A 23,569-nucleotide genomic window follows, 5' to 3' on the forward strand; every position below is an offset into this window, starting at 1 on the left:
CGTGGCCTGCTGGAACGATCGTGGAGTCCTGCATCGCCTTCGGTCTGCCAGCGACGAACCCATTTGTGGGCTGTGGGCCGGGATATCCCCATCTCTGCGGCGACGTGCGCGACCGGACGCCCGGACAGGACACGCTCGATGAGAATCCGCCTGCCGTGAACGGTCAGCCGGGCATTACGGTGGGGCACGAAGACCTCCGTGCGTGGTGTGGAGCCTAGACACCTCCACCACACCGGAGGTCTTCGCCATGATCAAGACCTGCCAGCGTTAACAACGCTCGTGATCAATACAGCTAGGGCCTGTCTGACCATTCCCGTCTGCCGGACGACGCGAATGGTCAGGCAGGCCCTAGGCGTGGTGCCCGGTCCCTTTCGGGGGGCCGGGCACCACGCCTTTGCCGTATGTGATGCCGGTCGCTTCCGTCCGGAAAGCGCCGCATCGATTCAGACTTCCCGACCAATTGCCGCATCCTTGACGTAATGCTCGATGGCCGGAGCAGCGCAGCCGGGATGATCGGAAAGAGGCGTCAGGGATGAGTTCTGCACCGGGGTCCGCGTACGGGTTCGTCGGTGTACGGGGACGTGGGTACCGTCCGGAGCAGGTGGACCGCTTCGTGGCGGAGCTGTCGGCCGAGCGGGACGGGGCCGTGGACCGGGTGGCCCGGCTGACGGGGCTCGCGGAGGAGCTGGCGGCGGAGTCGGCCCGGCTGGACGAGGTCGTGGCGCGGCTGGCCCCGCCGGACTACGGGCCGCTGGGGGAGCGGGCGCGGCACATCCTGGCGCTGGCGGAGGAGGAGGCCGGGGCGCTCCTGGGCGCGGCGCGCGAGGCGGCGCAGGCGCTCCGGGACGAGGCGGACGCGGCGGCGCGGGCCCTGCGGGACGCGGCGCGCGCGGACGCGGAGGCGGTCCGGGCGGCGGCGGAGAGCGCGGCCGGTGAGCTGGTGGGCGCGGCGGAGGCGGCGGCCGGTGAGGCGCTGGAGGCGGCGCGTACGGAGGCCGCGGGGCTGCGCGAGCAGGCGGAGTCCGCGATGGCGGCGACCCGCAGCCGTACGGCGAGCGTGCTGGCGCACCAGGAGCAGGAGCACGCCGAGCGGCAGAAGGCGGCGGAGCGGGAGCTCGCGGACGCCGAGGAGGCGCAGGCGGCGGAGCACGCCGGGCTGATGGAGCGCGCGGAGGCGCACCTGGCCGCCGCGCGCCGGGCCCGGGCGGAGGCGGAGGAGGCCGCGCGGCACGGTCAGGAGGACGCGGAGGCGCGGGCGGCCGAGCTGATCGCGCGTGCGCGGGTGCGCGAGGAGCGGGTGGTGCGCGAGACCGAGCGCATCCTGCGGGAGCACGAGGAGGGCCGCGAGGAGGTCCAGGCCCACATGGCCCACGTGCGCAGTTCGCTGGCGGCGCTGACGGGCCGGGTGTCCCCGGCGCCGGAGCCCGCGCGGGAACCGGAGCCCGCGCCGGAACCCTCGCAGGAGGACGCGGTGCAGGTGCCCGCGCAGGAGCGGGCCCGGGGCTGACGGTCACGCAGGAGCAGGCGCGCGGCTGACGGGTCCTCAGGGCCGGGGCCAGGGGCGGCAGGAGAGCTGTTCGATGCCGCTGTTGAAGCGTTTGAGGTAGCCGGCGAAGGCCGCGATGTCCTCGTCGGGCCAGTCGTGCATGACCTGGTCCAGTGAGCGCACGACGCGGTCGCGCTCCGCGTCCAGGAGTCGGGCGCCCTCGTCGGTGATGCGGAACTTGCGGGCCATGCCGCCGTCGGGGTCCGGGATGCGTTCGGCGAGTCCGGCGCGGGCCACGGCGGCGGTCTGGCGGTTGAGGGTGGAGGCGTCGAGGCCGAAGGCGTCGCTGAGCTCGCCGTTGGACATGGGGCCCTGGACGCGCAGCCGGCTCAGCAGGATGTACGCGCTGCGGTCGAGGAGGGCGTATTTGTGGCGTCCGCCGCGGTGGTCGGCGAGGCTGTGGCGGCCGAGCAGCATCTGCTCGTACTCCACCTCTTCCGTGGGCCTGGGCATGGCGACGGCCTCCTGCTTCTGCTGCTGGTGGGCGGCGGCCCATTCTCGCACGGAGTGTGTACGTGGCACATAATGTGTATGACACATTGAGCATGTACGATGCATGTCGCTGTCCCGGCAGGCGGGACCACGCCCCAAGGAGCCCCCCTCATGGATGCCCCCAAGCCGTCGGCGAGGACAGGCGCCGTCGTCGCCACCCTGGCCTTCGCCGGCACCGTGGCAGCGGTCATGCAGACGCTGGTCACGCCCCTCATCGCGGAACTGCCCACCATCCTGGACACCTCGTCCTCCAACGCGGCCTGGGTCATCACCGTGACCCTGCTGGTCTCCGCGGTGTGTGTGCCGGTCTCCGGCCGGCTCGGCGACCTGCTCGGCAAGCGGCGGATGCTGCTCGCCTGCTCGGTGCCGCTGATCGCGGGCTCGGTGGTCTGCGCGCTCTCGTCCTCCGTCGTCCCGATGATCGTCGGGCGCGGGCTCCAAGGCATGGGCATGGGCATGGTCCCGCTCGGGATCGCCCTGCTGCGGGACGTGGTACCGCCGGAGAAGATGAGCTCGTCCATCGCCCTGGTCAGCGCCTCGCTCGGGATCGGCGGCGCGCTCGGCCTGCCGATCGCCTCGGCGGTCGCGCAGTACGCCAGCTGGCGCGTGCTGTTCTGGGGCTCGGCCGTGCTCGCCGTCGCGATCTGCGCGCTGATCTGGGCCCTGATCCCGGACGTCCCGGCGGGCGCCAAGGGGCAGCGCTTCGACGTGCCCGGTGCGATCGGCCTCGCGGCCGGCCTGGTCTGCCTGCTCCTCGCCGTCTCGAAGGGCGCCGACTGGGGCTGGGCCTCCGCGACGACCATCGGCCTGTTCGCCGCCGCCGTCGTGATCCTCCTCGCCTGGGGCCTCTGGGAGCTGCGCACCACGGACCCGCTGGTGGACCTGCGTACCACCGCCCGCCCCCGGGTGCTCATCACCAACATCGCGTCGCTCTTCGTCGGCTTCGGCATGTACGCGGGCATGCTGATCGCGCCCCAGCTGCTCCAGTTCCCGGAGGCCACCGGCTACGGGCTCGGCCAGACGATGCTCCAGGCCGGTCTGTGGATGGCCCCCGGCGGCATCATGATGATGGTCGTCTCCCCGTTCGGCGGGAAGCTCACCGACGCCCGCGGCCCGAAGTTCACCCTGATCTCCGGCGTCCTCGTCATCGCCGCCGCCTACGGCCTGGGCATCCTGCTGATGGGCTCCGCCTGGGGCCTGATGCTGTTCCTCATGGTCAGCAGCAGCGGTGTCGGCCTCGCGTACGGGGCGATGCCCGCCCTGATCATGAGCGCGGTCCCGGCCTCCGAGACCGCCGCCGCGAACGGCTTCAACACCCTGATGCGCGCCCTCGGCACCTCGGTCGGCGCCGCCGTGATCGGCGCGGTCCTCGCCCAGATGACCAACGAGGCGGGCGGCTACACCTTCACCTCCGAGTCCGGCTTCCGCACGGGCCTGGTCCTCGGCTGCGTCGTCGCCCTGATCGCGGTCGCGATCTCCGCCTTCATCCCGGCCGTACGGGGCTCCGCCGCACCCTCCGGTACGGCGGACGCCCCGGCCGCCCCGGAGACGGCGACGGCCAAGGGCTGAACCGTACGCACCGGGAGCGGTCCGTCAGCCGGCGGGCCGCTCCCGCCATGCCGCGGCCTGTTTCCGCAGCGCCCGGATCAGGGCGGTGACCTGGAGGCGGGCGCGGGGATGGCCGAGGGTCGCGGCGCCGATGTGCCGTGCCGGGGCGGGGTGGCCGACCGGGACCGTGCGCAGACCGGGGATCTCCGGGGTCAGCGCGACGGACGGGATCAGCGAGACGCCCATGCCCGCGGCGACGAGCGAGCGGGCGAAGAAGTAGTCGGTCGTCGTGGCGCGGATGTCCGGGGCGAACCCGGCCCGCCCGGCGTGGCGGCGCAGATACGCCTCCGTCTTCAGGCAGCCGAGCACCCAGGGATCACCGGCCAGTTCGGCGAGGTCGAGGCTGTCGCGGGACGCCAGGCGGTGGTCGCGCGGGAGCACGACGTGCAGCGGGTCGTCCATGAGCGCGGTCCACTCCGGCCCCGTCCCGCCGGGCAGCGGGCCGTCGAAGTGGTAGGCGAGCGCGAGGTCCACGGCACCCTGGCGGACCAGCGGGAGGCTGTCCTCGGGCTCGTACTCCCGGATGTGGACGACCGTGCCGGGGTGGGCCGCCGCCAGTTCGCCGAGGGCGCCGGGCAGCAGCAGCCGGCCCCCGCTGGTGAAGGTGGCGACGGTGAGCTGGGTCCGGCCCGTGGCCAGTTCACCCACCTGCCGTCGCGCGTGGGCGAGTTCGGCGGCGACCGACTCGGCGGCCCCGACCATGATCCGGCCGGCCGGGGTCAGGGTGACCCCGCGGGTGCTGCGCGAGACGACCTGGGTGCCGAGGCCGCGCTCCAGGGCGGCCACCTGCTGGGAGACGGCGGAGGGGGTGAGCCGAAGGGCGGCGGCGGCCCGGTTGAAGCTGCCGTGCTCGGCCACGGCCCGCAGCACGCGGAGCCGCTGCACATCGATCAACAGTTTTCCTTCATACGGGTTCAGTAAGCCGGTACTTCTGCTGCTGACGGTACGTCTCCAGGATGGAGGCATGCAAAGGATCTGCGTCATCGGCGGAAGCCGGTACTTCGGGAAGCTCCTGGTCGAACGGCTGCTGGAGGCCGGGCACTTGGTCACGGTCGTGAACCGCGGCTCCGCCCCGCCGCCCCCGGGCGCCGAACACCTCGTCGTGGACCGCGACGACGAGGCCGCCCTCACCACCGCGCTCGGCGGCCGCACCTTCGACGTGGTCGTCGACCAGGTCTGCTACACCCCGGTCCAGGCCGCGAGCGCCGTCCGCGTCTTCGGGGACCGCACCGCGCGGTACGTCATGACCTCCACCATCGAGGTCTACGACCCGGCGACGGCCGCGCTGCCGCCCGTCGCCCCCGGCATCCCCGTGGCCGAGGAACAGGTGGACCCGGCCGGCTGGCGGGTGCGCCCTGACCTGCCCTGGCACGACGAGGCGTATCTGGAGGCCCACTACGCCGAGGGCAAGCGGCAGGCCGAGGCGGTGTTCACCCGGGAGGGCCGCTTCGCCTTCGCCTCCGTACGCAGCGCCCACGTACTCGGCGGCGGTGCGCGGGAGTTCACCGGCCGTCTGGCGTACTACGTGGAGCGCGTCGGCCGGGGCGAGGAGATCGCCGTACACCGCGAGGAGCGGCCCAGCGTCTTCATCCATTACGCGGAGCTGGCCGGCCTGCTCCAGTGGGCCGCCACGGCCACCGGCTTCACCGGTCCGCTGAACGCCTGCTCCGACGGCCTGCTCGACGTGACCGGCCTGACCGCCGTCATCGCGGCGGAGAGCGGCGGGCGCTCCGTGCACCGGACCGCCGCCCCGGGCGAGCCGACCGGCCCGTTCTCCTTCGACCGGTTCTACGCCATGAGCAACCGCCGCGCGAAGGAGCTGGGTTTCGTCTTCTCCCGTACCGCCGACTGGCTGCCCGCCGCCGTCGCCGAAGCGTCCGCCGCCCCCGCCTCCTGAGGAGTACGTCCATGCGTCACCGCACCATCGGAGAGCTGAAGGTCAGTGCCATCGGGCTCGGGGCCATGCCGCTCTCCATCGAAGGGCGCCCCGACGAGCGGCGGGCCGTGGCCACCGTCCACGCCGCGCTGGACGCGGGCGTCACCCTCATCGACACCGCCGACAGCTACCACTGGCACGCCGGCGAGAGGGGCCACAACGAGTGCCTCGTCGCCCGGGCGCTGCGGAGCTACGGCGGTGACACCTCCGGCGTGCTGGTCGCCACCAAGGGCGGGCGCGGGCGGCCCGGCGACGGCAGCTGGACCGTCACCGGCACCCCAGAGCACCTGCGGCGGGCCGCCGAGGAGTCCGCCGGGCGCCTGGGCGTCGAGGCGATCGGCCTCTACCAGCTGCACAAGCCGGACCCCGGGGTGCCGTGGGCGGACTCCGTCGGCGCGCTGCGCGAGCTGCTCGACGCCGGAACGATCCGCGCCGCCGGGATCTCCAACGTCACCACCCGGCAGATCGGCGAGGCGCACGCGATCCTCGGCGCCGGCCTGGTCTCCGTACAGAATCAGTACTCGCCCGCCGTACGTGACAGTGAGCCCGAACTCCGGTTGAGCGAACGGCTGGGCCTCGCCTTCCTGCCGTGGAGCCCGCTGGGCGGCATCACCCGCAGCGCGCTCGACGGCCCGTCGGGGCCGGTCTCCGAAGGCACCGCCTTCCACCGCGTCGCCGCCGCGCGCGGAGTGGGCCCCCAGCAGGTCGCCCTGGCCTGGCTGCTGGCCCGGTCGCCGGTGATGGTCCCCGTGCCGGGAGCCAGCCGCCCGGCGTCCGTCCAGGACTCGGCGCTCGCGGCCGAACTCGACCTGGACGAGGCGGAGTCTGCGCTGCTGGACGAGGCCGCGGGCCGCCTCAGCCGGTGACCGGCGGGCGCCCGAGCCCGTGGCGGTCCGCCCAGCCGGAGATCGCCGAGGCCAGCTCCTCAGGCCGGTCCTCCGGGGTGTGGTGCCCGGCGAGGCCGCCCCGGGAGACCTCCAGGCCCGCGATGTTCGCCTCGCACCAGGCCACGGTCGCCGCGTCCGTCATGGCGCCCGGTCCCGGCTCGAACGCGGCCAGCAGCTTGGGCACTTCGGGGCTCGCGGCCAGCCAGGCGTCGTACCGCTCGATACGGGCCACGACGTCGGCCGGCTCACCGTCCAGCGGCATCATCCGCGTCCACGCCAGGACCGGGCGGCGGCTCTCCGGGGTCGGGAAGGGGCGGCGGTAGGCGTCGAGGTCGGCGAGGTCGAGCGGGGTGGCGAGCGTGGCCGGCAGCCCCTCGATGAACCCGTTCCGGTCCAGGATCATGCTCTCGCCCACCCCGGGCGTCCGGAGCAGCGTGAACAGCTCGCGTCCGGCGGGCGGGAACTCGTCACCGTGGAGCGGCTTGACGATCGTCTCCGTGAAGGCGAGCCCCCGGACGGTTCCGGGGAGGCGGGCGGCCCGGTCGAAGGCGAGCGCGCCGCCCCAGTCGTGGCCGATCAGCACGGCCTCGGTCAGGCCGAGCGCGTCGAACCAGGCGTCCAGGTGCCGGGCGTGGTCCTCGAAGGAGTAGGCGAGTCCGGGTTTGCCGGAGTCGCCCATGCCGATGAGATCGGGGGCCAGCAGCCGGCGGCCGGGCGCGGCCACCCCCGGCAGGACGTTGCGCCAGAGGTGCGAGGAGGTCGGATTGCCGTGCAGGAAGACGAACGGCAGGCCGTCGGGGTCGCCGGACTCGCGGTAGTGGACGGTGCTGCCGAGGACGGGAACGGTGAACATGACGGTGCGTCACATCGCTTTCGGGTTGGTGGATTTCATACGTTGAGGTGCAGGGCCCGGTCGACGGTGATCTCGACGACCGCCAGGTCCGGCACCTCGGGCGGGGCCGCCCCGTACCGGGCGGTGTAGCGGCGTACCGCCTCCGCCAGGCGTACGGGGTCGTCGGTCACCGAGGCCCGGCCTTCGAGGGTGATCCAGCGGAAGCCGTCGGCCTGGCAGAGCGCGACCCGGGCCGCCGGACCGCCCGCCGCCACATGGCGCGCCTTGCGGGCGGAGGCCCGGGTGGTCACCCGGGCGAGGCCGGTGTCCGGGTCGAAGGTGAAGCGGACCGGGGCCACGTGCGGGGTGCCGTCGGGGCGCAGGGTGGTGAGCGTGGCGGTCAGCGGGAGGGCGAGGAAGTTGTGGGCGGCGGGGGTGAGCCGGGGGCGGTCCGGGCTCACTTCTTCCTCACGCCCTCGTTCCAGATCAGCTTGGCGATGTTCGGCTTCACGGCGGTCGTGACGACGCCCATGGCCGTACGCACATGGCGTCGTTCCTCCAGCTCGCGCAGCATGCTCGCGGCGAGGTCGGAGCGGGCCGTGAAGACGCCGTCGGCGCTGGACGGGGCGGTGAGGTAGTCGGTGACGGCGGGGTGCTCGAAGAGGCCCGAGGGGCGCACCAGGGTCCAGTCGAGGGCCGTGCGGCCGACGACGTCCTCCATGCGGTGCATGTCCGCGTGCAGGGTGCGGCCCAGGCGCCGGTTCACCAGCGGGTCGAGCACGTGGTTGAAGAAGTGCGCCCCGGTGGGCCGCCAGCCGGGGTCGGCGATGCTGGAGCTGACGACCAGCAGCCGCCCCACGCCGTGCCGGCTCATGGCCCGGGTGATGGCCGCGGCGCTTTCCGAGTACAGGGTGACGGGCTGCTTGCTGAAGCGGGCGCCGAGTGCGGACAGGACCGCGTCCGCCCCTTCGACCGCCGCGTCCACGGCCGCCGGGTCGGTGGCGTCGGCGACGGCCGGGGTGACCCCGGGGCGGGCCGGCAGCGAACCGGGGCGGCGGACGACGGCGGTGACCTCGTGACCGGCGGCCACGGCCTGCTCGGTGAGGTGGCGCCCGGTCGGGCCGGTGGCGCCGAACAAGGTGATGCGCATGGTGGGGCTGCTTCCTTCGGGATGCGGTGGGAACGCCTTGACTGTGCGGATCACGCGACGCAGGCTCAACGCTGATGAATATCGCCGTGGCCGCTCCCGCCCGGACCCGTGGCCGCCCCCGGGGCAATCCGCCGATCCGTGAATCGCTCGTGGTGGCGGCGCGTGAGCTGTTCCTGGAACGCGGCTACCGGGCGACCACGCTGCGCGCCGTGGCCGGTGCGGCCGGGGTGGACCCGGCTCTGATCGCGTATCACTTCGGGTCCAAGAAGGGCCTGTTCGCGGACGTGATGCAGTTCCAGTGCGCGACCGCGCTGTCGGTGGACGAGGTGCTGGGCGGCGACCCGGCCACCCTGCCGGGGCGGCTGATCGACGCGGTGACGGACCTGTGGGAGGACGCCGACTTCCGGCGCCTCTCGACCCGGGGCGAGACCGCCGCCGAGGTCGTCCGCGAATACCTGGAACAGGAGCTGCTGGGGCCGCTCGTTGAATTTCTCGGCGGCCCGGACGCGACCGCCCGCGCCACCGCCGTGGTGACCGTGCTCGGCGGGATCATCTACACCCGCTATCTGAACCCCCTCCCCACCCCGGCCGCCCTCACCCCGGCCGAGACCCGCGCAGCCCTCACCCCGGCCGTCCGCGCGGCACTCGCCCCCCGGCGCCGGTAGGCCCCTGGCTCCACCTCGCGGTGTGGACCCCTGGGTGCAGTCCCTGAGACCGGGGTCCACCCGGGGGCCCAGCCCCCTAGGGGGAGCTCCTTACATCGGGCCAGGGGCCGTTCCTCCCGGTGGAGGACGTGCGGGGGCGGGGTCTCTCCGTAGCGTGGTTGTCGTACCGCAGACGTCACGCAGAAGCACCGCAGAAGCACCGCAGACGCACCGCACACGCGCCGCCGAAGGGCGGACCACAGGGAACGGGGTGGGGAAAACCCCACCGGAAGACTGCGCTGGGCACCAGCGCGCCGGACCCCCTCCCCACAGCAGACTTCACAGCAGACGGCGACAACCCGTCGCTGACCGACATAGGAGAAAAACCGTGACAACGGCTGTAACCATTCCCAGGCACGGGGGCACTGGAGGGCGTACGGCCGTGGCTGCGCGGGCGCGGCAGGTCGTCAAGGCGTACGGGAGCGGAGAGACCCGGGTCGTCGCGCTCGACCACGTCGACGTGGACATCGCCCGCGGGCAGTTCACCGCGATCATGGGCCCGTCCGGCTCCGGCAAGTCGACGCTGATGCACTGCCTGGCCGGCCTCGACACCGTGACGTCCGGCCAGATCCATGTCGCCGACACCGAGATCACCGGGCTCAAGGACAAGAAGCTCACCCAGCTCCGGCGCGACCGCATCGGGTTCATCTTCCAGGCGTTCAACCTGCTGCCGACGCTGAACGCGCTGGAGAACATCACGCTGCCGATGGACATCGCGGGCCGCAAGCCCGACGCCGCGTGGCTGAACCAGGTCGTGGAGACCGTGGGCCTGGCCGGCCGCCTCAAGCACCGGCCGACCCAGCTCTCCGGCGGTCAGCAGCAGCGCGTCGCGGTGGCGCGGGCCCTCGCCGCCAGGCCGGAGATCATCTTCGGCGACGAGCCGACCGGGAACCTGGACTCCCGGGCCGGTGCCGAGGTCCTGAGCTTCCTGCGCCGGTCCGTGGACGAGCTGGGCCAGACCATCGTCATGGTCACCCACGACCCGGTCGCCGCCTCCTACGCGGACCGCGTCCTCTACCTCGCCGACGGCCGCATCGTGGACGAGATGCTCAACCCCACCGCCGACCAGGTGCTGGACCGCATGAAGGACTTCGACGCGCGCGGGCGGACGTCATGACCGTCTGGAAGACCTCGATGCGCAACTTCCTCGCGCACAAGGGACGCATGGCGCTCTCCGCCGTCGCCGTCCTGCTCTCGGTGGCGTTCGTCTGCGGCACGCTCGTCTTCACCGACACCATGAACACCACGTTCGACAAGCTCTTCGCCGCCACCTCCGCCGATGTCACCGTGAGCCCGAAGAAGGCCAAGGTGGACGACGTCCCGGAGAACGGGAAGCCGGAGTCGCTGCCCGCCTCCGTCCTCGCGGAGGCCGCGAAGGCCGACGGCGTGAAGAAGGCCGAGGGGGGTGTCTCCAGCTCCTCCGTCACCGTGGTCGACCGCCACAACGAGAACATGGGCTCCGAGACCGGGGCCCCCACCATCGCCGCCAACTGGACGCAGAACGACCTGCGGTCCATGGAGATCGCCTCCGGCCACGCCCCGCGCGGCCCGACCGAGATCATGGTCGACGCCGACACCGCCGAGAAGCACCACCTGAAGATCGGCGACGAGCTGCGCACCATCGCGGCCACCGGCGACCTCAAGGGGAAGATCACCGGCATCGTCGCCTTCAAGGTGACCAACCCGGGCGCGGCCATCGTCTACCTCGACACCGCCACCGCCCAGCGCGCGCTGCTCGGCGCCCCCGGCGTCTACTCGCACCTCTCCATCACCGCCGAACAGGGCGTCAGCGACGTCCAGTTGAAGCGGAACGTGGCCCGGGCGCTCGACGGCTCCGGCGCCTACAAGATCCAGACGCAGGACGAGGCCGCCGCCGAGAACAAGGACTCCATGGGGTCGTTCCTCGACGTCATGAAGTACGCGATGCTCGGCTTCGCCGGGATCGCCCTCCTCGTCGGCATCTTCCTCATCGTCAACACCTTCTCGATGCTGGTCGCCCAGCGCACCCGCGAGATCGGCCTGATGCGGGCCATCGGCTCCAGCCGCGAGCAGGTCAACCGCTCGGTGCTGCTGGAGGCGGTGCTCCTCGGCATCTTCGGCTCCCTCCTCGGCGTCGGCGCCGGTGTCGGACTCGCCGTCGGGCTGATGAAGGTCATGGGCGCCGTCGGCATGGAGCTGTCCACCGAGGACCTGACCATCTCCTGGACGACCCCGGTCGTCGGGCTCGCGCTCGGCATCATCGTCACCGTCCTCGCCGCGTACATCCCGGCCCGCCGGGCCGGCAAGGTCTCCCCGATGGCCGCCCTGCGCGACGCCGGCACCCCGGCGGACGCCAAGTCCGGCTGGGTCCGGGCCGGGCTCGGCCTCGTGGTCACCGGCGCCGGCGCCGCCGCCCTGTGGGCGACGACGCGGGTGGACGAGGCGAGCGACGGCTCCGGCCTCCTCGGCCTGGGCGTCCTGCTGACCCTCGTCGGCTTCATCGTGATCGGCCCGCTGCTCGCCGGAGTCGTCGTACGGGCGCTGAGCGCCGTCCTGCTGAGGTTCTTCGGGCCCGTCGGCCGGCTCGCCGAGCGCAACGCGCTGCGCAACCCGCGCCGCACCGGCGCCACCGGCGCGGCCCTGATGATCGGCCTGGCCCTGGTGGCCTGCCTGTCCGTGGTCGGCTCGTCCATGGTCGCCTCGGCCACCGACGAACTGGACAAGTCGGTGGGCGCGGACTTCATCGTGGAGTCCTCGGCCCCCGGCCAGCTGATCGTCCCGCAGGCCGCCGAGGCCCTGGCCTCCGCCCCGGGCATCGAGCACCTCACGCACTACAAGGTCCTCGGCGCGAAGCTGACCGGCCCGGACGGCAAGGCGTCGGACGAGCACGTCACGGCGGCCGACCCGACATACGCGCAGGACGTGCGCCGCGAGGTCGTCTCCGGCGACCTGGACAAGGCGTACGGCAAGGACGCCATGTCGGTCGGCGAGGAGTACGCCACCGCGCACCGCGTCAAGGTCGGTGACATGATCACCGTCGCGTTCACGGCGGGCGACACGGCGAAGCTGAAGGTCGCCGCGATCACCTCGGACGAGACCAGCCTCGACCAGGGCGCGATGTACCTGAACACCTCGACCGCCAAGCGGTACGTCCCCGCCGACAAGATGCCGCAGAACATGATCATGTTCGCCAAGGCGAAGGACGGCCAGGCGGACGCGGCGTACGCGGCGCTGAAGAGCTCGGTCGCGGACTACCCGCAGTACAAGGTGCGGAATCAGGCCGACTTCAAGGAGAACCTGAAGGACCAGATCGGCCAGCTCCTGAACGTCGTCTACGGTCTGCTCGCCCTGGCGATCATCGTCGCGGTGCTCGGTGTGGTGAACACCCTGGCCCTCTCGGTGGTCGAGCGGACCCGCGAGATCGGCCTGATGCGCGCCATCGGCCTCTCCCGCCGCCAGATGCGCCGGATGATCCGGCTGGAGTCCGTCGTCATCGCCCTCTTCGGCGCCCTGCTCGGCCTCGGCCTGGGCATGGGCTGGGGCACCTCGGCCCAGAAGCTGCTGGCCCTGGAGGGCCTGGGCGTCCTGGACATCCCATGGCCGACCATCATCACGGTGTTCGTCGCCTCCGCCTTCGTCGGACTGTTCGCCGCCCTGGTCCCGGCCTTCCGGGCGGGCCGCATGAACGTCCTGAACGCGATCGCCACGGACGGGTGAGACACCCCGCTGCGCCCGGCCCCGGCCCGCTCCTCGGAGCGGGCCGGGGCCGGTGCGCGTGTGGCCTGCGAGCCCTGCCGCGCAAGCGGCGCTCTCCCCCGAGTCGTACGCTAGTAACCCCCGGCCCGTCACACGTGTCGGGCCCTTCGCGTTGCCCCCGGGGCAGCGCGCCCTGGCGGCAGCCGGCCGTCAGAGCCCTTCTTCTCACCCGGACGGAAGCCCTTCATGAGCCTGAACGGTCTGCTGGATGTCGTCGTACGTGATCCGGCGCTCGACGAAGCGGTGAAGGCCGCCGGTGACGGCCACCGGATGCACATCGACCTGGTGGGCCCGCCCGCCGCGCGGCCCTTCGCCGTCGCCGCGCTGGCCCGGGACGCCGGGCGGACGGTCCTCGCGGTCACCGCGACCGGCCGGGAGGCGGAGGACCTGGCGGCCGCGCTGCGCACCATGCTGCCGCCGGACACGATCGCGGAGTTCCCGTCCTGGGAGACCCTGCCGCACGAGCGCCTGTCGCCCCGCTCCGACACCGTGGGCCGCCGGCTCGCCGTGCTGCGGCGCCTCGCGCACCCGCGCGCCGACGACCCGGAGACCGGGCCGGTCTCGGTCGTCGTCGCGCCGATCCGGTCCGTGCTCCAGCCGCAGGTCAAGGGGCTCGCGGACCTGGAACCCGTCGCCCTGCGCACCGGGCAGAGCGCCGACCTCGGCGAGACCGTGGAGGCGCTGGCGGCAGCCGCGTACGCCCGGGTCGAACTGGTCGAGAAGCGTGGCGAGTTCGCGGTGCGCGGCGGCATCCTGGACGTGTTCCCGCCCACCGAGGAGCACCCGCTCCGGGTGGAGTTCTGGGGCGACGACGTCGAGGAGATCCGGTACTTCAAGATCGCGGACCAGCGGTCCCTGGAGGTCGCCGAGCACGGCCTGTGGGCGCCGCCCTGCCGTGAGCTCCTGCTGACGGACGAGGTGCGGGAGCGGGCCGCCGCGCTCGCCGAGGCCCACCCGGAGCTGGGCGAGCTCCTGGACAAGATCGCGGAGGGCATCGCGGTGGAGGGCATGGAGTCCCTCGCGCCGGTCCTCGTGGACGACATGGAGCTCCTGCTCGACGTGCTGCCCAAGGGCGCGATGGCGATCGTCTGCGACCCCGAGCGGGTCCGGACCCGGGCCGCGGACCTGGTCGCGACCAGCCAGGAGTTCCTCCAGGCGTCCTGGGCGGCGTCGGCGGGCGGCGGCGAGGCCCCGATCGACGTCGGCGCGGCCTCGCTGCGGGGCATCGCGGACGTGCGCGAGCGGGCCCGTGAGCTGGACATGATGTGGTGGTCGATCTCCCCGTTCGCCGCCGACGCCGAGCTGGACGACGACACGCTGCCGCTGGGCATGCAGGCTCCCGAGATGTACCGGGGGGACACCGCGCGGGCGTTCGCCGACACGAAGGGCCGGCTGGCCGACGGCTGGCGCACGGTGTACGTCACGGAGGGCCAGGGGCTCGCCTCGCGTACGGTCGAGATGCTGGGCGGCGAGGGGATCGCGGCCCGGCTCGACCCGGACCTGGACGAGATCACCCCGTCGGTGGTCCACGTCTCGTGCGGGGCCATCGACCACGGCTTCGTCCACCCCGGCCTGAAGCTCGCCGTGCTCACGGAGACCGACCTCACCGGGCAGCGCACCGCCACCAAGGACCTGGGCCGGATGCCGGTGCGGCGGCGCAAGACGATCGACCCGCTGACGCTGGAGACCGGCGACTACATCGTGCACGAGCAGCACGGCGTGGGCCGCTACATCGAGATGGTGCAGCGCACGGTGCAGGGGGCGACGCGCGAATACCTGCTGGTCGAGTACGCCCCCGCCAAGCGCGGGCAGCCCGGCGACCGGCTGTACATCCCGACCGACCAGCTGGAGCAGGTCACCAAGTACGTCGGCGGCGAGGCCCCGACCCTGCACCGGCTCGGCGGCGCGGACTGGACGAAGACGAAGGCGCGCGCCAAGAAGGCCGTCAAGGAGATCGCCGCCGACCTGATCAAGCTGTACTCGGCCCGGATGGCGGCCCCCGGCCACACCTTCGGCCCGGACACCCCCTGGCAGCGCGAGCTGGAGGACGCGTTCCCGTACGCGGAGACGCCCGACCAGCTGACGACGATCGCCGAGGTCAAGGAGGACATGGAGAAGTCGGTCCCGATGGACCGGTTGATCTGCGGCGACGTGGGGTACGGCAAGACGGAGATCGCGGTCCGCGCCGCGTTCAAGGCGGTCCAGGACGGGAAGCAGGTCGCCGTCCTCGTACCCACCACGCTGCTCGTGCAGCAGCACTACGGCACGTTCACCGAGCGCTATTCCCAGTTCCCCGTCAACGTACGCGCGCTGAGCCGCTTCCAGTCCGAGGCCGACTCCAAGGCGACGCTCGCGGGGCTGAAGGACGGTGCCGTCGACCTGGTCATCGGCACCCACCGGCTGTTCTCCTCGGAGACGAAGTTCAAGGACCTGGGCCTCGTCATCGTGGACGAGGAGCAGCGGTTCGGCGTCGAGCACAAGGAGCAGCTGAAGAAGCTCCGCGCCAACGTCGACGTGCTGACCATGTCCGCGACGCCCATTCCCCGTACGCTCGAAATGGCGGTCACCGGCATCCGCGAGATGTCGACCATCACCACCCCGCCCGAGGAGCGCCACCCGGTCCTGACCTTCGTCGGGCCGTACGAGGAGAAGCAGATCGGCGCCGCGATCCGGCGTGAACTGCTGCGTGAGGGCCAGGCGTTCTACATCCACAACCGGGTCGAGTCGATCGACCGGGCGGCGGCGCGGCTGCGCGAGATCGTGCCCGAGGCGCGGATTGCCACGGCGCATGGCCAGATGTCCGAACAGGCCCTGGAACAGGTCGTGGTGGACTTCTGGGAGAAGAAGTTCGACGTGCTGGTCTCCACGACGATCGTGGAGTCGGGCATCGACATCTCCAACGCGAACACGCTGATCGTCGAGCGCGGCGACAACTTCGGCCTCTCCCAGCTGCACCAGCTGCGCGGCCGTGTCGGCCGGGGCCGCGACCGGGGTTACGCGTACTTCCTGTACCCGCCGGAGAAGCCGCTGACGGAGACCGCCCACGAGCGCCTGGCGACGATCGCCCAGCACACCGAGATGGGCGCGGGCATGTACGTGGCCATGAAGGACCTGGAGATCCGCGGCGCGGGCAACCTCCTCGGCGGCGAGCAGTCCGGCCACATCGCGGGCGTCGGCTTCGACCTGTACGTACGCATGGTGGGCGAGGCGGTGGCCGACTACCGCGCCTCCCTGGAGGGCGGCGTGGAGGAGGAACCGCCGCTGGAGGTCAAGATCGAGCTCCCGGTCGACGCGCACGTCCCGCACGACTACGCCCCCGGCGAGCGGCTGCGCCTCCAGGCGTACCGCTCGATCGCCTCGGCGTCCTCGGAGGACGACATCAAGGCGGTCCGCGAGGAACTGACCGACCGCTACGGCAAGCTCCCGGAGCCGGTCGAGAACCTCCTCCTGGTGGCGGGCCTGCGCATGCTGGCGCGCGCGTGCGGGGTCGGCGACATCGTCCTCCAGGGCCCGAACATCCGCTTCGCCCCGGTGGAGCTGCGCGAGTCGCAGGAGCTCCGCCTGAAGCGCCTGTACCCGAAGACGGTCATCAAGCCGGCGGTCCACCAGATCCTGGTCCCGCGCCCGACGACGGGCAAGATCGGCGGAAAGCCGGTGGTGGGCCGCGAACTGCTGGCGTGGACGGGGGAGTTCCTTACGACGATCCTGGGGTCGTGAGGGCCGTACGGTGATCAGCCCCGGCCGCTCGCCCGGGGGCGCGGCCGGGGCTGGTGCAGCGTGGCGCCACCCGTCACGGAAGTGGTGCCGTGGCGGGCGCGGTTTTGAAGATCAGCCACACGGTTTTGCCGACGACGTGGTCATCGACTCCGAAGTCGTCGGCGAGTGCCCGCACGAGGTGCAGGCCGCGTCCGGAGCAGGCGTCGTCGGCGGCCTGCTGGACGTTGGGCTGACCGGGCCCGCTGTCGCGGACTTCCAGTCGTACCTGGTCCTCGACCCGGTGGAGGGCGACGCTGAACTCCCGGCCTGGCGGGACGCCGTGCAGCAATGCGTTGGTGGCGAGTTCCGAGACGCACAGCCTTATGTCCTCGATCAAGGTGTGAAGCTGCCACTCGGCGAGGAGGCCGGTAACGAATTCGCGTGAGGCACCGACAGAGGTGCGTCTTTGGTGGCGATGCGGCTGCGCCTCCCGTCTGGAGATGAGGCACGCTGGGTGTCATGTCGGTGGGAGCTGCGGAGGAGAGCGACATGGGCGGTAATGAATGGGTCAGTACGTCGACGCCCTACCTCGCCGCGCCCTCCGGCGCTCCGGGCGACACCTGGGCGGCCGAGGCTGCCGCCGAGGGGCGTCGGGGGAGCCAGCGCATCGTCCAGGCGGGCGAGGTGGAGGCCCCGGAAGCGGTCGCGGAGCTGCTCGGGGTGGCGGCCGGAAAGAACGTCGTCGCCCGGCGCAGGATCATGTACCTCGACGGCGAGCCCTGCGAGTTGACGGATACGTACTACCCGCTGGGCATCGCGGGCGGCACCGGCCTCGCCGGTACGGCCAAGATCCCCGGTGGGGCGGTCAGGCTCCTTGCGGAGCTGGGCCATGTCGGCGTACGCGTACGTGAAGAGGTGACCGCACGGCGGGCGACCGGGCCCGAGGCCGAGCAGCTGGCGATGACGGAAGGTGAACCCGTCCTCCAGCTGACGCGGCTCACCCTGGACGAGGCGGACCGGCCCCTTCAGGTCGACGTCATGGCCATGCCCCCGCGACGCCAGAAGCTGCGCTACGAGATCAGGATCGGATGACCGTGCCCAGACCCGAAGCCGATGCCGCCGACCGCCGTTCCTTGCACGAGCGGATCGCGGCTGATCTCAGGGACCAGATCATGGGCGGAGACCTCGCGCCCGGCGCGAACCTGCCCTCGACGGCCCACCTCAAGGAGCGGTTCGACGCCTCGAACGCAACGGTCCAGAAGGCGGTGCAGCTGCTCAAGGACGAGGAGCTGGTGATCGGCAGGGCGGGCGCGTCGGTGACCGTCCGCGAGCACCGCCAGCGGACCGTGCGCCCGGCTGCGTCCATGGCCCCGGCGGGTGCGGGGGAGCCGTACCGCTGGCTGACCGAAGCGGCGAAGGGCGGCGCTCGGGCTCACAGCACGCTGCTCGACGTGGCCGAGGTCCAGCCACCGGCAGATGTCGCGGAGGCGTTGGGGCTTCCGAAGGGTGAGTCGGCGCTGCTGCGGCGCCAGTTGCTCATGATCAACGATGAACCCGCTGAACTCGTGGCCTCGTACTACCCGCTGGACATCGTCAGCAGTACGCCGATGACGGCTCGCCGCAAGATCCCGGGTGGGACACCGACGCTGCTCGCGGAGCTGGGGCACCCGCCACGGCTCAGCGTCGACCGTGTGTCCGCGCGCGTGCCCACCCAGGAGCAGTACCAGGCGCTGCGCCTGCCCGGAGGGCTGCCGGTGCTGCGTACGCTGCGCGTCGTCTACAGCGATGACGAGCGGCCCATCGAGGCCACGGTCATGGTGAAGGCGGGGCATCTGTACGAGGTGCAGTACGAGTTCACGGCCGAATAGGCCCTCACCGGCCGGGCGCGTCCCCGGGGCTGAACAGCAACCGGCCGACCAGGCGGAAGGCCTCCTCCGGGTCGCGGTCGCCCATCGCGTCGTCCAGGTTGCCGCTGAGGAGGAGCGTGGCGAAGCCGTGGGCGAGGGACCAGGCGGCTACGCCAGTGAGGCGGGGGTCGTCGGTGGGGGGCAGGTCGGCGACGCCCGCGCGGAGTTCCGTTGTGGCGCGGGCTTTCGCCGCCAGGAGGTCCGGGTCGTCCGCGCGGTACAGGTCCGGCTGGAACATCACCTGGAAGTGGGCCGGGTGCGCCCGCGCGAACCGTACGTATGCCACGCCCCGCTCCCGGAGGTCCGGGGCCGCCGCCAAGGCGTCCGCGAACAGGGCGTAGCCCTCGGCGGCGATCGCGGTGAGCAGGCCCGTGCGGTCCTTGAAGTGGTGGGCGGGGGCGGCGTGGGAGACGCCGGCCCGGCGGGCCAGGTCGCGCAGGCTGAGCGCGGCGGGGCCCTCGGTGCGGATGACGTCGAGGGCGGCGGTGAGGACGGCCCGCCGCAGGTCGCCGTGGTGGTAGGCGCGGTCGCTGGTCATGGACAGCAGGTTACGCGGGATCTAGGCGTTGACAAGTTCGCGGATGACGCGCACTCTTGGGATCTAGGCAGTGGCTAGATGGCCGGTGCGTGGCGGAGGATGTGGACATGTCTGAGGACCTGATGCGTGTACGGCAGCTGTGGCACCTGTTGGAGCCCGTGCACGCCGTTCTCTATTACGCGCCGGAGGCGTTCGAGGAGGCCGCCGCGCTCGGGTACGCGGTCGACGAGCGGTGGCCGAGCTACTTCGCCTGGCGGGCGGCACCGCTGGGCGAGGCGGGGGCGGACCGGGTAGGGGAGACGTTCTACAGCTTCAGCCCGCGCATGGTCGGCGCGTACGTCCCCGCCGTCTGGGCGGTCGCCTCGCCGGACGCGGTGCTGGCCGCGCGGGGCCGGGCCGTCGACCGCGCGTACCAGGCGCTCCTGGGCGACGGGACCGCCGCGCCGGACACCGCCGAGGCCGCCGCGCTGCTGCGGCGCGTCGCGGAGGCGGCCGACACGACGGACCGGCCGATGGCCGCCGCGAACGCCGCGCTGCCCTGGCCCGACGCTCCCCACGTCGCCCTGTGGCACGCGGCGACCGTCCTGCGTGAACACCGGGGCGACGGCCACCTCGCGGCCCTCGCGCACGCGGAGCTGGACCCGGTCGAGGCGCTGGTCTCCTTCGCGGCGATCGGGGCGGCCCGGCCCGAGGTGTTCGCCAGTCGTGGGTGGGGCGGCGAGGAGTGGCAGGCGGCGCGCGAACGGCTGGAGAAGCGGGGGCTGGTGGCCGGCGACGGGACGGCGACCGAGGCGGGCCGGGCGCTGCGGGCCGAGGTCGAGCGGCGTACGGACGAGGCGGCGGCCGGCCCCTGGCGGGTGCTCACGGACGCGGAGCGGGAGCGGCTGGTCGGACTGCTGGGCCCGCTGTGGGTGGCGGCGATCGGGTCGGGGCTGCTGCCGCCCGAGAACACGTTGGGGATCGGGAAGGTGTGATCCGGTCTGCACGCGGGAACGGGTCGCAGCCATGAAATCCTCCTCGCGGGGAAGACGTTCGTAGAATTCCCTGGTTGGTTCGGCTTTCTCACCGTCAGGACGGCTACGAGTGATATCTCCCCGCGTGTGTCGAGTGATGGTCCCCGCCCTGGCCGCCACGGCCGTGCTGGCGCTGAGCGGCTGCGACCCCGACCAACTGCCCAAGGACATCGACACCACCGGCGGCGGCGCGGACGGCGGCGGCCAGTCCGTCACCGGCTTCGGCGCCAGCCCGCTGACGAACGACGACGGTACGAAGCCGGGCCTCGCGCCCCTCACCTCCGACAAGGACCGATCGGCGGCGCGGAAGGTCATCGAGAAGGTCGCCACCAAGGGGCGCGGTCCCAAGACCGGTTACGAGCGGGACAAGTTCGGGTACGCGTGGAAGGACTCGGTGGACGACGTCCCCCTGTCCCACAACGGCTGCGACACCCGCAACGACCTGCTCGCCCGGGACGGCAAGGACGTCGAGCTGCGCTCCGGTTCGAAGTGCGTGGTCGTCTCCATGACGCTCAAGGACCCGTACACCGGCAAGACCATCGAGTGGCGCAAGCAGCAGGCGACCAAGGTCCAGATCGACCACGTCATGCCGCTGTCGTACGACTGGCAGATGGGCGCCGCCCACTGGAACGAGTCCAAGCGCCAGCAGATCGCCAACGACCCGCTCAACCTCATCCCCGTCGACGGCCCGGCCAACGGCTCCAAGAGCGACGGCGGCCCCGCGACCTGGCTCCCCCCGTACAAGCCGATCCGCTGCGCGTACGTCCTCCGCTTCGCGCAGGTCTCGCTCAAGTACGACCTGCCGGTGACGAGTGCGGACAAGGACATGATGCTGAAGCAGTGCGGCGGCTGATGCCGCAGTAGTTACCAGGGTGGCGGGGCCCGGCCCGCCGCCCCTCCGCATGCCCCGTACGCCGCCCCCTCAGAGCCCCGAGCCCCCCGTCGCGTCGATCACCGTGCCCGTCACCCAGCGGGAGTCGTCCGAGGCGAGGAACGCCACGATGTCCGCGACGTCCTGCGGCTGTCCGACGCGGCCCAGGGCGGCCAGGGACGCGGACCGGGCCTCCGCCTCGGCGTCGCCGCGCAGCCAGCCCGCGTTGATGTCGGTGTCGATGATGCCGGGGGCCACCGAGTTGACCGTGATGCCGCGCGGGCCCAGCTCCTTGGCGAGGGTCAGCGTGAAGTTGTCCAGGGCGCCCTTCGTCGCGCTGTAGGCGATGATGTTCGGCATCGCGATCCGGGCCGCGCCGCTGGATACGTTGATGACCCGGCCGCCGTCGCGCAGCCGGCCGAGCCCGTGGCGGACGATGAAGAACGGTGCCCGCACGTTGACGGCGAAGACCGCGTCGAACGCCTCCTCGGTGAGCGAGGACAGCTCGGAGTAGAGCCCGGCGCCCGCGTTGTTCACGATGATGTCCACCCCGCCGCCCGGCACGTGCGCGGTGATCTCCGCGTCGAACGCCTCCCACAGCGCGGCCGCGTCCCCATGGGCGCCCAGCTCGGCGCGGAGGGCGAAGGCCGTGCCGCCGTTCTTCCGGATGACCTCCACGACCTCGTCGGCCGCCGCCGCGTCCCTGGCGTAGGCGACGGCGACGACGGCGCCCTCGCGCCCCAGCCGTTCCGCGATGCCCCGTCCGATACCCCGGCTGCCCCCGGTGACCAGTGCGACCTTGCCCTCAAGTGCGTGCGCAGACATGGCTGTTACCCCTCAGCTATTTGTTGAGTGATCGTTCCAGAAAGAACGTAGCACGACTTCTTGAGCGGGCGCTCTAGAATGTGGGGCATGGGTGAGACAGGTGCGGCGCGCGGACGGCCGCGCTCCTTCGACCGGGACGCCGCGCTCGCGGCGGCCGTCCGGCTGTTCTGGGAGCGGGGCTACGGGGCGACCTCGATCGGTGAGCTGACGGAGGCGATGGGCATCCGGCCCGCGAGCCTCTACGCCGCGTTCGGCGACAAGCGGTCGCTCTTCGAGGAGGCGGTCGCCGCGTACGGGAAAACGCCCGTCGGGACCTTCATGCGCGACGCGCTGGAGCAGGAGCCCACGGCCTACCGCGCGTTCGCCCGCCTCCTGCGCGAGGCCGCCCGGATCTACGCGGACCCCTCGCACCCGGCGGGCTGCATGGTGATCACGGGGGCCGTGAACGTCACCCCGCAGGACGCCGGGGTGGCCGACCGGCTGAGGGCCGTGCGCAACTCCAACGTCACGGCCTGGGAGGCGCGGCTGCGGGAGGCGCAGCGCACGGGCGAACTCCCGGAGCGGGTGAACCCCCGCATCCTCGCCGGGTACTTCGTCACGATCGTCCAGGGCATGTCGCAGCGCTCCTGCGACGGGGCGGGCCCGGAGGAGCTGGCCGAGATCGCCGAACTGGCTCTGGCCGCTTGGCCGGGCGGGCGCGTGGACTGAGCCGACGCGGAAAACCCGCCACGGAGGGCGGGTTCCACGGGTGCCGGGGGCGCTGCGCGGTCAGAGCTTCAGGTCCCACTGCGTCGAGTCGTACGTGAAACTGGGGCCGACCTCGACGGTGAGGTTCTTCGCGTCGGCCGGTGCGTCGAACGCGTAGAGCACCGTGACCTTCTTGCCCGGCAGGATCGTGCCGGTGAAGCCCGAGCCGACCTTGTCGTCGAAGATCTGCTCCGCGTCGACCCCGTCCTTCCCGGCCCGTCCCTCGACGGTGACCAGCGCCGAGTCGAACTTCTCCTTGCCCGCGTTCTCGATCACCACGGCGACCTGGTAAGCCTTGTTGCCCTTGGTGTGACCGGCCGCGAACTCGCCGGGGGAGTACTTCGTCGCGTCGCCGACCGTGACCGTCAGGTCGTCGTCGTACACGATCGCGTCACCGGCCTCCAGTGCCTCACCGGTGGGCTTCTCCTCCTTGCCGGCCTTGTCGTCGCCGGACTTCCCCTTCTCCGCACCCTTGCCCTTGCCGGCGTCCTCGCCCGCCTTCGGCTTCGCGGACGTCTTCGTGTCCGACACCGCCGCGTTCAGGTCGTCCACCGCATCGTCCACCGCCTTGAAGGTGATCACCGCACCGACCACCGACATGATCAGCGCGATCAGCGCGAGGACCGTGCCGAAAGTGGCCATGCCCTTGTTCGTCGCCTCGCCCCTCTTGGCGCGGCCCCGGCCCACGAGCCCCAGGATCAGCGCGATCGTCCCGAGGATGCCCGCCAGCCAGAAGAGGAACGGGATGAGGCCGGAGACGGCGCCGATGAGGCCGAGGATCAGGGCGGCGATGCCCAGTCCGTTGCGCGCGGGGCGCAGGCCGGGCGCGTGAGCGGGGCCGTACGGCTGCTGCGGCTGGGAGTGCGGGGGCTGCGGGGACTGCGGCGGCTGCGTGAACTGGGACATGGCTGTGCCCTTCGGCAAGTACGGGATGAGTGGTGAGCGGATCCACCTGACGCCGCTCGTTCAGCGACAGGTCAATCACAGCATCATCTGTGAACCGAGTCAACACGGTTCACGCAAAACGGATTCGTGCACGCCGTGAATTGGTGGCGAGTGCGCTGCTGTGTACGGGTCGGTAT

The 23,569-nt window shown here is 72.1% G+C and carries 23 protein-coding genes; 13 read left to right on the plus strand and 10 right to left on the minus strand.

The genetic code is table 11. The annotated features are described in order from the left end of the window. A partial coding sequence (locus tag ACIQZN_RS29930; RefSeq protein WP_404000394.1) for a helix-turn-helix domain-containing protein occupies window positions 1–188 on the minus strand: 188 nt, incomplete at its 3' end. Window positions 189–532: 344 nt separating this feature from the next. Between ACIQZN_RS29930 and ACIQZN_RS29935 the strand changes: the two genes are divergently transcribed. Continuing rightward, window positions 533–1,507 (plus strand): cellulose-binding protein, encoded by a 975-nt coding sequence (locus ACIQZN_RS29935; RefSeq protein ID WP_404000397.1) that lies wholly within the window; start codon window positions 533–535, stop codon window positions 1,505–1,507. A 36-nt stretch (window positions 1,508–1,543) separates the two neighbouring features. Here the strand turns inward: ACIQZN_RS29935 and ACIQZN_RS29940 are convergent, their stop codons facing one another. Further along, window positions 1,544–1,999 carry a MarR family winged helix-turn-helix transcriptional regulator gene (locus ACIQZN_RS29940; protein ID WP_404000691.1) on the minus strand — a complete coding sequence of 152 codons (456 nt, stop codon included), beginning with the start codon at window positions 1,997–1,999 and terminating at the stop codon, window positions 1,544–1,546. A gap of 150 nt (window positions 2,000–2,149) precedes the next feature. Here ACIQZN_RS29940 and ACIQZN_RS29945 point away from each other — a divergent pair, with 150 nt between their 5' ends. After that, the gene (locus tag ACIQZN_RS29945; RefSeq protein ID WP_404000399.1) at window positions 2,150–3,607 is read left to right on the plus strand and encodes an MFS transporter; all 1,458 of its coding nucleotides are present in this window, start codon (window positions 2,150–2,152) and stop codon (window positions 3,605–3,607) included. A 24-nt stretch (window positions 3,608–3,631) separates the two neighbouring features. Here ACIQZN_RS29945 and ACIQZN_RS29950 read toward each other — a convergent pair whose 3' ends face one another. After that, entirely contained in the window at window positions 3,632–4,540 is a 909-nt protein-coding gene (locus ACIQZN_RS29950) for a LysR family transcriptional regulator (protein WP_404000402.1), read from the minus strand. 70 nt (window positions 4,541–4,610) lie between these two features. Here ACIQZN_RS29950 and ACIQZN_RS29955 point away from each other — a divergent pair, with 70 nt between their 5' ends. Together ACIQZN_RS29955 and ACIQZN_RS29960 are read left to right on the plus strand one after the other, a co-directional pair. Further along, window positions 4,611–5,543, plus strand: coding sequence for an NAD-dependent epimerase/dehydratase family protein (locus ACIQZN_RS29955; RefSeq protein ID WP_404000405.1), 933 nt, complete (start codon window positions 4,611–4,613; stop codon window positions 5,541–5,543). A gap of 11 nt (window positions 5,544–5,554) precedes the next feature. Further along, window positions 5,555–6,448 (plus strand): aldo/keto reductase, encoded by an 894-nt coding sequence (locus ACIQZN_RS29960; RefSeq protein ID WP_404000408.1) that lies wholly within the window; start codon window positions 5,555–5,557, stop codon window positions 6,446–6,448. On the opposite strand, the gene ACIQZN_RS29965 is transcribed toward ACIQZN_RS29960, so the two are convergent. From ACIQZN_RS29965 to ACIQZN_RS29975, 3 genes are read right to left on the minus strand one after another with little or no spacing between them, the layout of a single operon-like run. Continuing rightward, window positions 6,438–7,322 carry a haloalkane dehalogenase gene (locus ACIQZN_RS29965; protein ID WP_404000411.1) on the minus strand — a complete coding sequence of 295 codons (885 nt, stop codon included), beginning with the start codon at window positions 7,320–7,322 and terminating at the stop codon, window positions 6,438–6,440. The genes ACIQZN_RS29960 and ACIQZN_RS29965 overlap by 11 nt on opposite strands. Window positions 7,323–7,357: 35 nt before the next feature. Then, window positions 7,358–7,762, minus strand: a complete 405-nt coding sequence (locus ACIQZN_RS29970; protein ID WP_404000414.1) for a pyridoxamine 5'-phosphate oxidase family protein — start codon at window positions 7,760–7,762, stop codon at window positions 7,358–7,360. Then, a complete protein-coding gene (locus ACIQZN_RS29975; RefSeq protein WP_404000417.1) occupies window positions 7,759–8,451 on the minus strand; it encodes an NAD(P)-dependent oxidoreductase in 693 nt (230 codons plus the stop codon). The genes ACIQZN_RS29970 and ACIQZN_RS29975 overlap by 4 nt, the downstream gene beginning before the upstream one ends. 74 nt (window positions 8,452–8,525) lie before the next feature. Between ACIQZN_RS29975 and ACIQZN_RS29980 the strand changes: the two genes are divergently transcribed. From ACIQZN_RS29980 to mfd, 4 genes are all read left to right on the plus strand, one after another. Continuing rightward, entirely contained in the window at window positions 8,526–9,116 is a 591-nt protein-coding gene (locus ACIQZN_RS29980) for a TetR family transcriptional regulator (protein WP_404000420.1), read from the plus strand. Between the two features lie 367 nt (window positions 9,117–9,483). Then, on the plus strand, window positions 9,484–10,272 hold the full coding sequence (locus ACIQZN_RS29985; protein WP_404000423.1) for an ABC transporter ATP-binding protein: 789 nt from the start codon (window positions 9,484–9,486) through the stop codon (window positions 10,270–10,272). Beyond that, complete coding sequence (locus tag ACIQZN_RS29990) at window positions 10,269–12,851, plus strand: ABC transporter permease (protein ID WP_404000426.1); 2,583 nt, start codon at window positions 10,269–10,271, stop codon at window positions 12,849–12,851. Before ACIQZN_RS29985 ends, ACIQZN_RS29990 begins: the two co-directional genes overlap by 4 nt. A 225-nt stretch (window positions 12,852–13,076) precedes the next feature. After that, window positions 13,077–16,607: a transcription-repair coupling factor gene (gene mfd, locus ACIQZN_RS29995; RefSeq protein ID WP_404000429.1), complete on the plus strand. Its 3,531-nt coding sequence runs from the start codon at window positions 13,077–13,079 to the stop codon at window positions 16,605–16,607. A 73-nt stretch (window positions 16,608–16,680) separates the two neighbouring features. Here the strand turns inward: mfd and ACIQZN_RS30000 are convergent, their stop codons facing one another. Next, window positions 16,681–17,088 carry an ATP-binding protein gene (locus ACIQZN_RS30000; RefSeq protein ID WP_404000694.1) on the minus strand — a complete coding sequence of 136 codons (408 nt, stop codon included), beginning with the start codon at window positions 17,086–17,088 and terminating at the stop codon, window positions 16,681–16,683. A 47-nt stretch (window positions 17,089–17,135) separates the two neighbouring features. Between ACIQZN_RS30000 and ACIQZN_RS30005 the strand changes: the two genes are divergently transcribed. After that, window positions 17,136–17,678 (plus strand): GntR family transcriptional regulator, encoded by a 543-nt coding sequence (locus tag ACIQZN_RS30005; protein ID WP_404000697.1) that lies wholly within the window; start codon window positions 17,136–17,138, stop codon window positions 17,676–17,678. Continuing rightward, window positions 17,675–18,454, plus strand: a complete 780-nt coding sequence (locus ACIQZN_RS30010; protein WP_404000432.1) for a GntR family transcriptional regulator — start codon at window positions 17,675–17,677, stop codon at window positions 18,452–18,454. The genes ACIQZN_RS30005 and ACIQZN_RS30010 overlap by 4 nt, the downstream gene beginning before the upstream one ends. Before the next feature lie 4 nt (window positions 18,455–18,458). On the opposite strand, the gene ACIQZN_RS30015 is transcribed toward ACIQZN_RS30010, so the two are convergent. Further along, window positions 18,459–19,031: a TetR/AcrR family transcriptional regulator gene (locus tag ACIQZN_RS30015; protein ID WP_404000435.1), complete on the minus strand. Its 573-nt coding sequence runs from the start codon at window positions 19,029–19,031 to the stop codon at window positions 18,459–18,461. Window positions 19,032–19,138: 107 nt separating this feature from the next. On the opposite strand from ACIQZN_RS30015, the gene ACIQZN_RS30020 reads away from it, so the two are divergent. Next, window positions 19,139–20,005 (plus strand): hypothetical protein, encoded by an 867-nt coding sequence (locus ACIQZN_RS30020; RefSeq protein ID WP_404000438.1) that lies wholly within the window; start codon window positions 19,139–19,141, stop codon window positions 20,003–20,005. Window positions 20,006–20,141: 136 nt separating this feature from the next. Further along, window positions 20,142–20,897, plus strand: coding sequence for an HNH endonuclease family protein (locus tag ACIQZN_RS30025; protein ID WP_404000700.1), 756 nt, complete (start codon window positions 20,142–20,144; stop codon window positions 20,895–20,897). 69 nt (window positions 20,898–20,966) lie between these two features. On the opposite strand, the gene ACIQZN_RS30030 is transcribed toward ACIQZN_RS30025, so the two are convergent. Beyond that, complete coding sequence (locus tag ACIQZN_RS30030; RefSeq protein WP_404000441.1) at window positions 20,967–21,740, minus strand: SDR family oxidoreductase; 774 nt, start codon at window positions 21,738–21,740, stop codon at window positions 20,967–20,969. 78 nt (window positions 21,741–21,818) lie between these two features. On the opposite strand from ACIQZN_RS30030, the gene ACIQZN_RS30035 reads away from it, so the two are divergent. Beyond that, a complete protein-coding gene (locus ACIQZN_RS30035) occupies window positions 21,819–22,448 on the plus strand; it encodes a TetR/AcrR family transcriptional regulator (RefSeq protein WP_404000704.1) in 630 nt (209 codons plus the stop codon). Window positions 22,449–22,508: 60 nt separating this feature from the next. On the opposite strand, the gene ACIQZN_RS30040 is transcribed toward ACIQZN_RS30035, so the two are convergent. After that, window positions 22,509–23,393 carry a DUF4190 domain-containing protein gene (locus ACIQZN_RS30040; RefSeq protein ID WP_404000443.1) on the minus strand — a complete coding sequence of 295 codons (885 nt, stop codon included), beginning with the start codon at window positions 23,391–23,393 and terminating at the stop codon, window positions 22,509–22,511. Between the last annotated feature and the right edge of the window lie 176 nt (window positions 23,394–23,569).

Origin of the sequence: Streptomyces sp. NPDC097595, assembly GCF_044761525.1 — a bacterium.
In the GTDB taxonomy this organism is placed as follows: domain Bacteria; phylum Actinomycetota; class Actinomycetes; order Streptomycetales; family Streptomycetaceae; genus Streptomyces; species Streptomyces drozdowiczii_A.

Coding starts and splice junctions, on each gene's coding strand:
- ACIQZN_RS30025 (WP_404000700.1), top strand. CDS start 20,142: ATGGTCCCCGCCCTGGCCGCCACGGCCGTGCTGGCGCTGAGCGGCTGC.
- ACIQZN_RS29955 (WP_404000405.1), top strand. CDS start 4,611: ATGCAAAGGATCTGCGTCATCGGCGGAAGCCGGTACTTCGGGAAGCTC.
- ACIQZN_RS29935 (WP_404000397.1), top strand. CDS start 533: ATGAGTTCTGCACCGGGGTCCGCGTACGGGTTCGTCGGTGTACGGGGA.
- ACIQZN_RS30030 (WP_404000441.1), bottom strand. CDS start 21,740: ATGTCTGCGCACGCACTTGAGGGCAAGGTCGCACTGGTCACCGGGGGC.
- ACIQZN_RS30035 (WP_404000704.1), top strand. CDS start 21,819: ATGTGGGGCATGGGTGAGACAGGTGCGGCGCGCGGACGGCCGCGCTCC.
- ACIQZN_RS29965 (WP_404000411.1), bottom strand. CDS start 7,322: ATGTTCACCGTTCCCGTCCTCGGCAGCACCGTCCACTACCGCGAGTCC.
- ACIQZN_RS30040 (WP_404000443.1), bottom strand. CDS start 23,393: ATGTCCCAGTTCACGCAGCCGCCGCAGTCCCCGCAGCCCCCGCACTCC.
- ACIQZN_RS29940 (WP_404000691.1), bottom strand. CDS start 1,999: ATGCCCAGGCCCACGGAAGAGGTGGAGTACGAGCAGATGCTGCTCGGC.
- ACIQZN_RS29960 (WP_404000408.1), top strand. CDS start 5,555: ATGCGTCACCGCACCATCGGAGAGCTGAAGGTCAGTGCCATCGGGCTC.
- ACIQZN_RS30005 (WP_404000697.1), top strand. CDS start 17,136: ATGGGCGGTAATGAATGGGTCAGTACGTCGACGCCCTACCTCGCCGCG.
- mfd (WP_404000429.1), top strand. CDS start 13,077: ATGAGCCTGAACGGTCTGCTGGATGTCGTCGTACGTGATCCGGCGCTC.
- ACIQZN_RS29945 (WP_404000399.1), top strand. CDS start 2,150: ATGGATGCCCCCAAGCCGTCGGCGAGGACAGGCGCCGTCGTCGCCACC.
- ACIQZN_RS29990 (WP_404000426.1), top strand. CDS start 10,269: ATGACCGTCTGGAAGACCTCGATGCGCAACTTCCTCGCGCACAAGGGA.
- ACIQZN_RS30010 (WP_404000432.1), top strand. CDS start 17,675: ATGACCGTGCCCAGACCCGAAGCCGATGCCGCCGACCGCCGTTCCTTG.
- ACIQZN_RS29975 (WP_404000417.1), bottom strand. CDS start 8,451: ATGCGCATCACCTTGTTCGGCGCCACCGGCCCGACCGGGCGCCACCTC.
- ACIQZN_RS29980 (WP_404000420.1), top strand. CDS start 8,526: ATGAATATCGCCGTGGCCGCTCCCGCCCGGACCCGTGGCCGCCCCCGG.
- ACIQZN_RS30020 (WP_404000438.1), top strand. CDS start 19,139: ATGTCTGAGGACCTGATGCGTGTACGGCAGCTGTGGCACCTGTTGGAG.
- ACIQZN_RS30015 (WP_404000435.1), bottom strand. CDS start 19,031: ATGACCAGCGACCGCGCCTACCACCACGGCGACCTGCGGCGGGCCGTC.